Below are 13,524 nucleotides of genomic sequence, written 5' to 3'. Positions count from 1 at the left end.
ATGCGATTGTCATCTGGCGGTGTCATGGCTTGCTCGACGGGTCTTTGTCGCTGTTCTTCGGATCAACAACGACACATCTCCGATTTGCACTTGAGAAGCATTCGTAGATACGGGTAGATACTTGGAAGCAAGGGCCTTTTCTGGTGCCCTGCCCAACAATGTTTGCTTCCACCGATTCGGCCCGTCATGACACCGATCAAACGCCGCACATCTCTTATGAAAGGCGCAGTCGCCGGACTCGCGTTGGGAGCCGCGTCGCTTGATGTCGCGCGAGCGGCCGACGTCGTCATGCCTCTCAAGGCCGCGCGCGTTACGCCGGTGTTCGACTGGAGCGGACTCTATATCGGCGGTCACGTCGGCTATGGCGGCGGCAGCTTCGGACCCGGCACCAATCCGTTGCCACAGCAGGGCATCGTCTTCCCGCACAGCATCACCGGCCTGATCGGCGGTTATCAGGCGGGCTACAATCTTCAACTCGCGAACAAGTGGGTGCTTGGCGTCGAAGCAGACCTCTCGTTTACGAGCCCGCTGGATCGTCCGAAGCTGGTGCCCGCGCCGTTCAACACGACCTTCGATTACTTCGGCACGGCGCGGGGACGCATCGGCTACGCATTCGGAACGTGGCTGCCTTATGTAACCGGCGGCGCTGCGTGGGGACGCACCCGCGTCGATCTCAATGACGCAAACGGCGAAGTCGTCGGCAACAAATCGCGCGTGCATCTCGGCTGGGTTGCCGGCGCCGGCGTTGAGTTCGCGATGGGCGGCAACTGGTCCGGCAAGGTCGAGTACAACTATATCGATCTTGGCGCGCGCAGTTACGGGCTCGGCGATGTGCCGTTGCCTGACGTGCGGGTCGATCCGCAGGTTCACGCTGTCAAATTCGGACTGAACTACAGGCTGTGGGATACGCCACCCTGGGTGGCGGACAATTCCGCGATCAAACCGCCTTCGCTTCCGGTCTCAACCGACTGGAATGTCCACGGCCAGACCACGGTGATCACGCAGGGCTATCCCTCGTTCCGCGCGCCGTATCAAGGCGTGAACAGTCTCCCTGGCGCCGGGCGCACGCGCGAGACATGGACCGTCGGCGCGTTTCTCGGCTGGCGGCTGTGGGACGGCGGCGAGTTTTACTTCAACCCCGAACTCGCGCAGGGCTTCGGCATCGGCAACACGCTGGGCCTCGCCGGATTTTCTAATGGCGAAGCGCAGAAGGGCGGCGCGGAGTATCCGAAGTTCCGTGCCCAGCGCTATTTCTTCCGACAGACATTCGGTTTCGGCGGCGAGCAGGAAGACGTGGCCGACGCAGCCAACCAGTTGCCGGGCAAGCGCGATATTGACCGTGTCACGGTCACGGTCGGACGGTTTGCGGTCGGTGATTTTTTCGACGGCAATTCCTACGCGAAAGATCCGCGCGCCGATTTCCTGAACTGGGCGATGTGGGCGTCCGCGGCTTATGACTTCCCGGCCGATCTGCCCGGCTTCACGCGCGGCGCCGTTGTTGAACTCAACCGCAAGGATTGGGCGATCCGGGCCGGCCTGTTCCAGGTCCCGTCGCAACCCAACAGCGACGTCCTCACCTTCAAGACCGGCGGCGCGGTGGTCGAATTCGAGGAACGCCACACCATCCTCAATCAGCCCGGCAAGCTGCGGCTCGGCGTGTTCGCCAACCGCGGCAACACCGCCAGCTATCGCAACGCGCTGGGCATCAGCGCGGCGAATCCCGGGCTCGACATCAACGACATCGTCCCCGGCGTGCGCCGCGAGCGAGCGAAGTACGGCTTCTACGTCAACGCCGAACAGCAGGTCGCGACCGATATCGGCATCTTCGCGCGCGCAAGCTGGAACGACGGCCAGAACGAAATTCTCTCGTTCACCGACATCGACCGCAGCGTGTCCGGCGGCGTTTCGATCAAGGGCAGTTACTGGGGACGGCCGTCCGATACGATCGGGCTGGGCGGTGCCATCAACGGACTGTCGAGCGCGCACCGCGATTTCCTGGCCGCGGGCGGCAAGGGTCTTCTGATTGGCGACGGCCAGTTGAACTACGGCACGGAACGCATTCTGGAGACCTACTACGCGCTGGCGCTCAACAAGGCCTTCACGTTTACCGCCGACTACCAGCTGATCACAAACCCGGCCTACAACGCCGACCGGGGACCCGTCTCGATTTTCTCAGGCCGGTTGCACGGCGAGTTCTAAACGCTGCGCACGACCGCCAGCGGAGGCGGCGCAGCGACGGGCGCAAAAGATTCCGCCTGCGCGAACGCCCAGGCATGGAAGCGCGGACTCTCGATGTTGCCCTCCAGCAACTCCCCGGGACGAAGCTGCGGATAAAGCCGCGCGAACGACAGCACGTCCGTTCCCGAGATGCGATGCGAGAAGTGGATCGGCCGGATTTCCTGCGGATGGCTGAGCCCCGAGGCCGCGATCAGCTCCGCCAGCGCGCGCAAGGTGGCGCGATGATAATTGTAAACGCGCGTGGTCTTGTCGGGCACCACCAGAGCGCGATTGCGTGTCGGATCCTGCGTCGTCACGCCGGTCGGACAGCGATCGGTGTGACAGCTCAGCGACTGAATGCAACCCAGGGCGAACATGAAGCCCCGCGCGGAGTTGCACCAGTCCGCGCCAAGCGCCATGGCGCGCGCAAGATCAAATCCGGTGGCGATCTTGCCGGCGGCGCCGATACGAACGCGATCTCGCGCATTGATTCCGATCAGCGCGTTATGGACGAAGCTGACTCCCTCGCGCATCGGCATGCCGAGGTGGTCCATGAATTCCGCAGGCGCCGCGCCGGTACCGCCTTCGTTGCCGTCGACCACGATGAAATCCGGATAAATGCCGGTTTTGAGCATCGCCTTGCAGATTCCAAGGAATTCCCAGCGATGGCCGATGCAGAGCTTGAAGCCCACCGGCTTGCCGCCCGACAGCCGGCGCATCTCGCCGATGAACTGCATCATCTCGATCGGGGTCGAGAACGCCCGGTGGTGAGCCGGCGAAATACAGTCCTGCCCCATCGGGACGCCGCGAATGCGTGAAATTTCCTCGGACACTTTCGCGGCGGGAAGCACGCCGCCATGGCCGGGCTTTGCACCCTGGCTGACCTTCAGTTCAATCATCTTGATCTGGTCGTCACTTGCAACCTTGGCGAAAAGTTCGGGATTGAATGTTCCGTCGGGATTGCGGCAGCCGAAGTATCCCGAGCCGATCTCCCAGATCAGGTCGCCGCCGTTCTCCCGATGATAGGGGCTGACACCTCCCTCGCCGGTATCATGCGCGAAGTTGCCTCTCCTGGCGCCGGCATTGAGCGCACGCACCGCATTCGGACTGAGCGCGCCGAAGCTCATCGCAGAAATGTTGAACACCGATGCCGAGTACGGCTTGGAGCAGTCCGGCCCGCCAATCGTGACGCGGAAATTCTCGTCGGCCAGCGGCTTCGGCGACACCGAATGATTCATCCATTCATAACCCTCGGCGTAGACATCTTCCTGCGTGCCGAACGGACGCTTGTCGAGCACCATCTTGGCGCGCTGATAAACCACCGCGCGGGTGTCGCGGCTGAACGGCTTGCCGTCCTTTTCGCTCTCGAAGAAATACTGCCGCATCTCCGGCCGGATTTCCTCCAGCAGGAAGCGGATGTGAGCCGAGATCGGATAGTTACGCAGGACCGCGTGGCTTTTCTGAAGCATGTCGTTAATGCCAAGCACCGACAGCGATCCAAAAATCGTGATCGGGATGGCAAACAGGAAAATATGTTTGAAATCGAAGTAGATCGCGCAGCCGATCAGAAGCACCGTAATGCAAATACAGAGCGTCAGAATGATGAAGCGAGGCGAGAGCAGCAGCGAGAGATTTTGCATAAAGACCTCGTCAACAAATTCGTAAGGCGCAACGCCGGCCCACATGTTGGCGCGTTTTGCTGCGCAGGTCGATAGCGCAGCGAGAACGGCTTCGATAGACAGAAACTATACACCAAAGCGTGAAGCATCGACATCCGGCGCAGCGGGCGCGCCGATAGTTTGACGTCTTCCTGTCATATCGCGCGCGTAAGACTTGCCGTCTGAAAACATATTGCAGAGCAATATGCGCGCGGCCCTTATCGCACCGGGTACCCGCTCAGTGCCGATGCGGACGCATTTCGCCGGGGATGCCGCCCTTCTCAAGCCCGCCGTCGGCAATCCACATCTCGGTATTCTTGATCGCGCGGGCGATATGGTCGTCGGTACGGGAGAAATCATAGGGCGATCCGACCAGCGGGCACAGCGGCGGCACCACGCAATACTCGATCGTCGATTCCAGATACTCCAGCTCGGTGGTCAGCTGCCGAGAGATCAGCAGCGTCAGCGCGTGCAGTGCGGTTGCGACCGCCCCGACCGGCGGGTCCTGCCCCGCGCAGGCAAATCCGGTCGGCATGATGATGAGCCGTTGCGCGCCCTTCTGGATGGCGACCCGGATCGGCGTGTTGCTCGATATCGCTCCGTCGGCCAGAAAACGGCTCTTGTATTTGACCGGCGCGAACGCGCCCGGAATGGCCGTGCTGGCGACAATTGCCTCGGCGGCGGAGCCCTCCGACAGCACCACGGTCTCGCCGGACACGATGTCGGTCGTCACGATGTGAACCGGAACGGTGGCCTCTTCCAGTTTCTTATACGGCAGATGATCCTCGATCAGCTTGCGGACGCCGTCATGCGAGATCAAAAAATCCCGCCGCCACAGGAAGCCGAAGAACGAGGAAGCCGATACGGGAAACACATCGTGCCGCGTCAGTCCCCGCCAGATCTCCGCAAGTTTCTTGACACCATCCAGTGTCGGCGCGCCGGCATAGTAAGCGCCATTCATCGCACCCACGCTCGATCCGACCACGAGATCGGCCGTGATCCCATGAGTCGCAAGCGCCTGCATCATCCCGACCTGAATCGCGCCAAAGCTTCCGCCCCCTGCGAAAACGAAAGCGGTCCTTGTTGCGGTATGACCGTCTTTGCCGTGCATCGAGCCTACGCCAGCTTCATTGACGAAAGGTCTTACACCGCTTCCGCGAACCAGCTCAAGCGTTCGTCTTCAGCGGCTATTCACGAATGACTGTTTCGGGTTCTTGTGCAGCGCGACGGCGTCGGCCTTGTCGCTTGCGGACGGATAAAGCTCACGCACCATCGGATCGTGACCGGGGATGACGCGGTCAGGATGGCCGGCAAGGCGTTCGACAGTCTTCCAGCCGTCCATCATGTCGCCGAGATTGTAGACGATCGGGAATGGATTGCACCGATGCATGTTGCCGTAATAGTGCGCGGCATCGGAGGCGAACACCACAGGCCCACGTTCAGTCTCGACGCGCACCACCTGAAGACCGTCCGAGTGTCCACCCACATGATGCAGCGTCACGCCCGGGGCGATCTCGTCGTCCCCGTCGTGAAACACGACGCGGTCGTTGAACACGTGGCGCACCATCAGCGTGATGTCCTCCACGGAAAACGGATGCCGCAGCAGGCCGTGGCACATGCAGCGGCCGGTGGCGAAACTCATCTCGCGGTCCTGCAAATGAAACCGCGCATTCGGAAAGCGATCGAGGTTGCCCGCGTGATCGTAATGCAGATGCGTAATGACAACGTCGCGAATGCTGCCGGGCGAAACGCCGAACCGCTCCAGCGCGTCGGCCGGATTGATGGTGAGATTGCGCGAGCGCTCGCGCGCCGCCTCATCGTTGAAGCCGGTATCGACCAGGATGTCGCCATCGCTGGCGCGGATCAGCCAGACGAAGTAATCGAGATCGGTGCCTGCGTTGTGAACGTCCGGTGTCAGATAATTCTGATGCGGCTGGCGTCCCGTCATCGTCGCGTAACGGATGGCGTAGATTTTGTGATGATGGACCAAGGCGCTCCTCGTCGGCTGTTGTTTTGCCGACACTCTGCACACCGGCCGTCATCGCGGCAAGGCGCGAACGACAGATCCATTGCCAACTGTCGCAACCGCTGTGTGTACCGCCGCCAAATACCGGTTGCGAGTTCACAAGAGTTAAGGAACAATCGTTTTCGAGATTGAAGAAAATCAAATTTCGTCGCGACCGATTTCTGCTTATTGATATTTTCAGAACGATTGGATCAAACGAATGAAAACCACCCCGGTGGAGAGAATTGAAACTCGGCTTAAGGACATCCTGTCGCGCGCTGAGGCGGGTGACATCGAAGCCCTCGACAGGTTGCCGGCCCTGGTTGAAGTACGGCGGCTGGCAGGCGGACGATTTATATTCGTACCGCGCGGCGCCCCAAAGCAGCTTCGCGATATACCTCACGATCAGATTATCAGCTCAAAACCCATATTGGACGTCAAACGCGCTGCCAAACTTCGCCGCTACAGAGACAAGAAAAACGATTCAACCTACAAGGGTCCCAGAATCATTGCAGAAGGCGACTCCTGGTTTGAGTATCCCTGCGCGAAGGACATGATTGACTGGCTGGGTGAAAGGTTCGCGGTTCTCAGTTTGGCCAGAGCCGGCGACAAATGGATCGACATCAAGAATCAAGAGACACAGACCTATAGTGATGGAACAAGCAGCGGCCTGTTCAGGAACATCAGGGATGAACAGCCCAACATTGTTCTTCTGAGCGTCGGCGGCAACGAGGTCCTCGGCGAGATCGAGACATATGTGGACCATTTTGTTCCGCACCATCCGGATCGACCTGGCGCCGACTATATCCTTCCGGGCTTTGAGAAGCTTCTTGACGATGTGGAGGATGACTATCGCCAGTACATCGGTCAGATCGTGCCACACGCGCACGTCATTGTGCATAGCTACGATTACCCCGACGTTCGCTCGCAAACGAACGGCGGACAATGGATCGGCGGGCCCCTGGAGAATGAACGAAGAATTCCATTCGGCTCGGTCTGGTGCGAAATCGCCGGTACCATGCTTGACAGGTTCTGTCGCCGTATCGAGCTCGTGATCGGTGAATTTTCCGGGCGCGCTCATTTTGTGCAGCAACTCGGCACCATCGGCACCCGCACTTACAGTTCGGAGCCCAACCAGCCGCTATGGCAAGACGAGCTTCATCCGACAAAAGCCGGCTCCGCGATCATGTTCAAGGCAATTGCCGCAAAGATCGATGAGGTGTCACTGCTGGCATAGCGCCTGATGTGCAGCTGCCAGTGGCGGCGGCAAGATCGTTACGCCAGCGCCGTGGAATAGACCGTCATCGCGCCGATCCCGATGGTGACAACGCCGACAATGGCCTGAAGCCCGCGATTGGCCCATGTCAGCCAACGCGCGGAGACAACCAGCGGCACCGCGATCACGGTGGACAACGCGCCCATTCCGAGCATCGAACCAATTCCAAACAGCAAAACATAAAACAGGCCGGACAGCGGATTCGCGAATTGCGAGACGACCAGCATCAGCAGCGCGGCCGACCCCGCCATGCCATGCATCAGCCCGACCAGCAGCGAGCGCCACCTGAAGCCGTGCCGGTGATCGTGAGTGCTGCGCTGATGCGGAGCGGAATCCGCCGCATGGCTGTGAAGATGAAGATGCGCCGTGCCATCGCCGTGCCGATGCTGATGGACATGCACGCGGTCGCGCCACAGCCGCCACAGCACATGCATGCCGAGCCCGACCAGCATGATGCCGACGGCGGTTTCCAGCGGACGCACCAGATGTTCAGGGATCGCATGGCCGAGCAGGATCGCCGCGCCGGCGAAGACGAACAGCGTAATGGTGTGACCCAGCCCCCAGGTCAGCCCGTGCTTGACGATGTCACCGACGCTCGACCGCCGGGCCGCGACACTGGACACCGCCGCGATGTGGTCGGCCTCGAGCGCATGCTGCATGCCGAGAACAAAGCCAAGGCCCAGAATTCCGAACATTCGTGCGACGATCTCATATCTGAACCGGCGTCGCACGCTGGCATGCACTGTATGACATTGTCAATAATTCCTCATATACTGGGCGGCAACCTGCATCGGAGCAACCGCACAATAAGCCCTTGAAGGGTATGGGCAGCGGCGAAACGCCCCGTTGTCCGGCGAGACCCGTTGCAGGATCATGCGCGGTCTTTTGCTCGCGCAATGACACCAAAGCGTCGCCACGAGACGACGCAATCCAACAATCCCGGGAGGATCTGACGTGAACCTGAAATTCGGCTGGTACGCTTTATTCGCACTTGTGGCGGGCTCTTTCGCCGTGGCCGGTCAGGCCGGGGCTCAAACATGGCCGGAGAAACCGATCATCTTCGTCGTGCCGTTCGCGGCTGGCGGCGGCACCGATGCCTTCGCGCGGCCGCTCGCCGCCCAACTCGACACGCAACTGGGAACGCGTGTGTTGATCGAAAACCGCGCAGGCGCCGGCGGCACCGTGGGGGCCTCGCAAGCATCCAAGGCCGCGCCCGACGGCTACACCTTCTTCGTCGGCGCGGCGCATCACGCCATCGCTCCGGCGATCTACCCCAATCTCGATTACAATCTCGAGAAGGATTTTGTGCCGGTGGCGCTGATCGCGCGGCCACCGCAGGTGATCGTCGTCAATCCCGACAAGGTTGCCGCCAAGACCCTTCCCGAATTCGTCGCTTACCTTCGCGCCAATCCGGACAAGCTGAACTATGGCTCCGCCGGCGCCGGCACCACGCATCATCTCGCCGGCGAGTTGTTCAAGATCCTGACCAAGACGCGCATTCTGCATGTGCCCTATCGCGGGGCAGGACCCGCGATGCAGGATCTTGTCGCTGGCCACGTGCCGCTGGTGTTCGACGGGCTCGGCTCGTCCGCGCCGCAAATCCGGAGCGGGCAGTTGCGCGCCCTCGCGGTGGCGGCCCCGAAACGGGTCACTGCATTCCCCGATGTCCCGACTGCTGCCGAAGCAGGCGTGCCTGGCTACGAAGTATCGACCTGGTACGGGGTCTTCGCGCCGAAGAAAACACCACCGGCGGTCGTCGAACGCATGACCAGGGAACTGCAGAAGGCGATGCAGACGGCGACGATCAAAGACGCATGGGAGCGCAACGGCTCCGACGTGCCCGATGTCACAGGCGCCGCGTTCGGCACCATGGTGGCCGCGGAAACGGTGCGCTGGCAGAAGGTCGTCACCGAGGCGGGTGTCAAACTGGACTGACCCGCACGAAGTGCGGCTTGCAGCGTGGTGAAATTGTAACAGCGGCCAGTCCGGCGGGATGCCGGGCTGGCGACATGCTACGGCAGCGATGCGAACCCGCCGCTCGTCGCATCGAGCCAAACATGTTTCAAAAACTGGCGATCCCGGGAAGACTCGAACTTCCGACCTGCGGTTTAGGAAACCGCCGCTCTATCCGGCTGAGCTACGGGACCGATCTGAATCTCTTGCCGAAGATGAACGGCAAGAGCGCTTAAAACTTTCGCAATTCCATATCAGAGCGCGCGCGCGACCGCTACCCTGCCTTGTAACCGTCATGACGGGACACTAGTCTTTCGCAGGGCGGGCGTTCGACAGGAGATAACGATGGGTTTGCTCGATATTCTCAACGGCATGCAAAACGGACCTCGCGGGCCAAGCGAACCAGGCGCATCGGGTGAAAGCAGCGGCGGGATGTCGCCGATGACCATGGCGATCCTTGCGCTTCTTGCCTACAAGGCGGTCAAGCATCTTGGCGGAAGCCCGCAGGGCACAAGCCCCGGCGCGCCGGCGCCATCCACGCCAACCCCGTTGCCCGGCACCACGACCGCCAGCACAGGCGGACTTGGTGGTGGTCTTGGCGGCGGACTCGGCGATCTGATGAAAGGTCCGCTCGGAGGCGCACTCGGCGGATTGCTGGCAGGCGGCGCGGCTGGCAGCGTCCTGAGCGGCGGACTGAACGATCTGCTCAAGCAGTTTCAGGACAAAGGCCACACCGAGACCGCGAATTCGTGGGTCAGCCCCGGTCCCAACAAGCAGATCTCGCCCGGCGATCTTGCCTCCGCTCTCGGTGCCGACCAGATCAGCACGCTGACCTCGCAGACTGGCCTGTCGCGTGACGAACTGCTCGCGGGCCTCGCAAGGCAGTTGCCCGACGTCATCAATCAATTGACACCCAACGGGCGGCTCCCGACGGAGCATGAGGCTTCGCGCTGGATCTGACCGGCGTCACGACCGGACGTGGAGCGATTTTTTCGCTCCACGCTGACCGGCAAGCGGCTCCTTGAATTCAAGCACGAAGGATACCAGCAATGTTTTACGTTCTTATCGTCGGATTGGTCGCGGGTTTTCTTGCACGGCTTTTGTCGCCCGGTCCGAATAATCCGACAGGCTTCATCCTGACGATTGTTCTCGGCATTGCCGGCGCATTTCTGGCGACCTTCATCGGTCAGGCCATCGGCCACTACGCTCCGGGTCAGGGCGCCGGATTCATCACCGCCACCATTGGAGCCCTGGTGGTGCTGTTCATCTGGAACCGGCTGGTCGCGCGCGGCGTCGTCTCCGATCCCGGCAACAAGGTCTGAACTGCGAAAAGTCCGTACTGCGCTCAGGTCCGCTTGGGCAGAAGCGCCGGCCCCAGATGCACACCGGCGTCGATACGCACGATCTCTCCGGTCATGCTGCGCGACGCCGGGCTCGCAAGAAAACAAACGAGCTCGGCAACGTCTTCCGGCGTTGTCGCGATCTGGAGCGGCGCCTGCTCCGTCACCATCTGCCGGACTTTCGCGGCCTGCTCGGCGCCGCGCCCCTTGGTGAACCACGGCGTATCGATATAGCCGGGACAGACCGCGTTGACGCGGATCACTGGCGCAAGCGCGCGTGACAGAGAGAGCGTGATGCTGTTCAACGCGCCCTTGCTCGCAACGTAAGCGACCGACGAGCCAACGCCGGCGATGCCGGCGATCGACGAAATATTCACGACCGACGAGCTGCGATTCGCGTGCCTGGCGCCCGCCTCCAGCAACGCGCGCGCGGCACGGACCATCTGAAACGGTCCGATGGTATTGACCCCGTAAATGCGCTGGAAGTCTTCGGCTGAAAGCCCATCGAGATTGCCATGGTCGACATGCTTGGTCATGCCGGCATTGTTGATCAGCGCGTCGAGCCGGCCCCACGGCGCCGCCGCCGCCACGATCTTCCTGCAATCCTCGTCGCGCGACACATCGCCCTGCACCACCACAACCTCGGCGCCGGCGCTGCGGCACACATCCGCGGTCTGCTCGGCTTCCTTCTGGCTCGACGAATAATTGATGACGAGGCGCGCGCCCTGCTTTGCCAGCAACGCGGCGGACGCCGCGCCAAGACCCGAAGCCGAGCCCGTTACAACCACCGTCAATCCATCCTTGGCCATCTCTTGTCCTTCTTGCGAGACTGTATTGCGCGCGCAATCTAGCGGCCAATTCTCACCTGTAACAGCGATTTTCCAGCCAACCCGGAGCGGGAATGGCAGGTGCGCGATGCTTGCGCGAGAACAGTCCGGCGAAATCAGCCCGCTGACGCGGTCCTCCCCGCAATCAGCGCGTCGACAATCGTGACGCCCTTTCCTTCCTCATGCACCCGGACCGGATTGATCTCGATCTCTGAAACGCGGTCCTTCAGTTCGACGGCAAGCAGCGAAATCCGGGCAATCAGTTTCGCCAAGGCGGCCTTGTCGGCTTTCACAGCTCCGCGAAATCCGTCGAGCAGTGCGGTCGATTTGAGTTCGGCGATCATCGCAGCGGCTTCCGCCTCATCGACCGGCGCGGGCCGATAGACCACATCCTTGAAAAGTTCGGTCGCGATACCGCCGAGCCCGGTCATGACAATGGGACCGAATGTGAGATCGTTGACCGTGCCGACAATCATCTCGACGCCCGGTTGCGCCATCGGCCCAACCAGCACGCCCTGAATTTCGGCGGAGGGATTGAACCGCCGCGCGCTTCCGATCAATTCGCCGAAGGTCACCGCAGCCTCGCCGGCATCGCGGATATGTACCCGCACACCGCCGGCTTCGCTCTTGTGCGGAATGCCGCGCGACTGGATTTTCATCGCCACCGGATAATCCATTTCCGAAAGCGCGGCCGCGAGCGCGGCTTTCTCCCGCACCAGAATCTCCCGCGGCACGGCGATACCGGCATCACGCAGCAACACCTTGCTCTCATGCTCGGACAGACGTTCGGGCACATTGCGTTCAGGCAGCTTCAGCCATGACCGAGGGGATTCCACCGGAGGTGCGAGCGCGAACCGGCTGCGATTGACAAGCTGGCTCACGGCCCGCCCCAGCGGAGCAATCCCGGAGAAAGCCACGATCCCGGAGGCTGCCAGCTCTGTCCGCGCAAACTGCGACGGCAGGGTGTAGGTGAAAAACAGGATCGGCTTGCGCTGCGCATCGATCAGCGGCTTGGTCTCCCCGGTCTTCACCGGGATGCGCGTTTCGCTGGCGAGCGAGACGACCACGACGATGGCATCGACGTCGTCCGATCGCTCCAGCAGTTCGATCACCTTTTGCAATCCGCCGCTGTGAACCGCCTGCGCCGTGATGTCGACCGGATTGCGCGGCGACCCGTAGGACGGGATCAGCGCACGAATTCTTTCCTGCATCGGCGCGGAGAGCTCGGGAATCTGCAATCCCTCGCCTGCAAGCGTATCCGCCACCCATGCTCCGGCACCGCCCGAAACAGTAACGACCGCCACGCGGTCGCCGCGCGGCAACGGCGCCGTCGCGAATGCGGCAGCGATCGCCACCGCCTCATCGAGATCATTGCAAACCACAAAGCCGTATTTGGCGAACACCGCATCATAGGCCGCCGTCCACCCCGCCATGCTCGCGGTGTGCGAGGCCGCGGCCCGCTCGCCCGCGCCGGAGCGGCCGACCTTGATGACGATCACCGGCTTGCCGGATTCCGCCGCGCGCCGCGCCGCGGCTACGAACATCTGCGGGTCGCGGATGCCTTCGATGAACATCAGGATGACATCGGTCGCAGCATCCTGAACCAGATAGTCGAGGAATTCACCGGCAGCGAGATCGGACTCGTTACCCGTGCTGATGACCTTGCTGACGGCAACGCCCATCGCCTTGGCGCGATTGTAGATCGCAAAGCCGATGCCGCCGCTCTGGGCGACGATACCCACCCGGCGCGGACTCGCCAGCAGCCGCGGCGCGTCGGGCCGGACGTCGACGGTCGGGCTGAAGGTCGCGGCGATGCGCTGCGGCTCGTTGTAGAAACCTTCGGCGTTCGGGCCCGAGATGCGCATGCCCGTGCGCTTCGCAAGCAGCGCGATTTCCGCCTGCATGCCGGCGCTCTCGCCACCTTCTTCCGCGAAGCCCGACGAAATGACGATCGCATTCTTCGCGCCCGTCGCCGCGCATTCCCGCAACGCGCCGAGCACCGTCCGCGCCGGAATGATGACAATGGCGAGATCGACGGGTTTTCCAATCGCGCCGACCGACGGATAACAGGTCAGGTCGCCGATGCTGTCATAGGCGGGATTGACCGGAAATATCTCGCCGGAAAATCCATTCCGGCGCAGGAACGTCAACAACAGTCCGGGAATTTTCTTGTCATCCCGCGACGCGCCGATGATCGCGATGCTGTCCGGCGCGAAAAACGTATCCAGCGGGTGCTTTGGCACGTCTT

Annotated in this window: 11 protein-coding genes and 1 tRNA gene; 5 read left to right on the top strand and 7 right to left on the bottom strand. The window is 61.8% G+C overall.

The window, feature by feature from the left end; all coding sequences use genetic code 11:
- Positions 1-186 precede the first annotated feature (186 nt).
- The gene (locus AC1Q6J_RS14370) at positions 187-2,199 is read left to right on the top strand and encodes a carbohydrate porin (RefSeq protein ID WP_492279950.1); all 2,013 of its coding nucleotides are present in this window, start codon (positions 187-189) and stop codon (positions 2,197-2,199) included.
- On the opposite strand, the gene AC1Q6J_RS14365 is transcribed toward AC1Q6J_RS14370, so the two are convergent.
- The 3 genes from AC1Q6J_RS14365 to AC1Q6J_RS14355 all read right to left on the bottom strand — a co-directional run bounded on the left by AC1Q6J_RS14365 (position 2,196) and on the right by AC1Q6J_RS14355 (position 5,823).
- Entirely contained in the window at positions 2,196-3,857 is a 1,662-nt protein-coding gene (locus AC1Q6J_RS14365) for an FMN-binding glutamate synthase family protein (protein WP_492279949.1), read from the bottom strand. The two genes, AC1Q6J_RS14370 and AC1Q6J_RS14365, sit on opposite strands and share 4 nt — an antisense overlap.
- A gap of 256 nt (positions 3,858-4,113) precedes the next feature.
- Entirely contained in the window at positions 4,114-4,986 is an 873-nt protein-coding gene (locus AC1Q6J_RS14360; protein WP_492279948.1) for a patatin-like phospholipase family protein, read from the bottom strand.
- Positions 4,987-5,055: 69 nt separating this feature from the next.
- Entirely contained in the window at positions 5,056-5,823 is a 768-nt protein-coding gene (locus AC1Q6J_RS14355) for an N-acyl homoserine lactonase family protein (protein WP_492280056.1), read from the bottom strand.
- 277 nt (positions 5,824-6,100) lie between these two features.
- On the opposite strand from AC1Q6J_RS14355, the gene AC1Q6J_RS14350 reads away from it, so the two are divergent.
- Positions 6,101-7,117 (top strand): SGNH/GDSL hydrolase family protein, encoded by a 1,017-nt coding sequence (locus tag AC1Q6J_RS14350; protein WP_492279947.1) that lies wholly within the window; start codon positions 6,101-6,103, stop codon positions 7,115-7,117.
- 38 nt (positions 7,118-7,155) lie between these two features.
- On the opposite strand, the gene AC1Q6J_RS14345 is transcribed toward AC1Q6J_RS14350, so the two are convergent.
- Positions 7,156-7,851: a sulfite exporter TauE/SafE family protein gene (locus AC1Q6J_RS14345; RefSeq protein ID WP_492279946.1), complete on the bottom strand. Its 696-nt coding sequence runs from the start codon at positions 7,849-7,851 to the stop codon at positions 7,156-7,158.
- 259 nt (positions 7,852-8,110) lie between these two features.
- On the opposite strand from AC1Q6J_RS14345, the gene AC1Q6J_RS14340 reads away from it, so the two are divergent.
- Entirely contained in the window at positions 8,111-9,091 is a 981-nt protein-coding gene (locus AC1Q6J_RS14340) for a Bug family tripartite tricarboxylate transporter substrate binding protein (protein WP_492279945.1), read from the top strand.
- Positions 9,092-9,226: 135 nt separating this feature from the next.
- Here AC1Q6J_RS14340 and AC1Q6J_RS14335 read toward each other — a convergent pair.
- A tRNA-Arg gene (locus AC1Q6J_RS14335) sits at positions 9,227-9,303 on the bottom strand.
- 151 nt (positions 9,304-9,454) lie between these two features.
- Between AC1Q6J_RS14335 and AC1Q6J_RS14330 the strand changes: the two genes are divergently transcribed.
- Positions 9,455-10,069, top strand: coding sequence for a YidB family protein (locus AC1Q6J_RS14330; protein WP_492279944.1), 615 nt, complete (start codon positions 9,455-9,457; stop codon positions 10,067-10,069).
- Positions 10,070-10,158: 89 nt separating this feature from the next.
- Positions 10,159-10,431 carry a GlsB/YeaQ/YmgE family stress response membrane protein gene (locus AC1Q6J_RS14325; RefSeq protein ID WP_492279943.1) on the top strand — a complete coding sequence of 91 codons (273 nt, stop codon included), beginning with the start codon at positions 10,159-10,161 and terminating at the stop codon, positions 10,429-10,431.
- 23 nt (positions 10,432-10,454) lie between these two features.
- Here AC1Q6J_RS14325 and AC1Q6J_RS14320 read toward each other — a convergent pair whose 3' ends face one another.
- Together AC1Q6J_RS14320 and AC1Q6J_RS14315 are read right to left on the bottom strand one after the other, a co-directional pair.
- Positions 10,455-11,258, bottom strand: coding sequence for an SDR family NAD(P)-dependent oxidoreductase (locus AC1Q6J_RS14320; protein WP_492279942.1), 804 nt, complete (start codon positions 11,256-11,258; stop codon positions 10,455-10,457).
- Between the two features lie 134 nt (positions 11,259-11,392).
- On the bottom strand, positions 11,393-13,519 hold the full coding sequence (locus tag AC1Q6J_RS14315; RefSeq protein WP_492279941.1) for an acetate--CoA ligase family protein: 2,127 nt from the start codon (positions 13,517-13,519) through the stop codon (positions 11,393-11,395).
- Between the last annotated feature and the right edge of the window lie 5 nt (positions 13,520-13,524).

This window comes from Afipia sp. MLSD5-FHT05B12 (assembly GCF_058793355.1).
The sequence above is the reverse complement of the archived record's forward strand: the minus strand, read 5'-3'. Positions and strand labels throughout refer to the sequence as shown.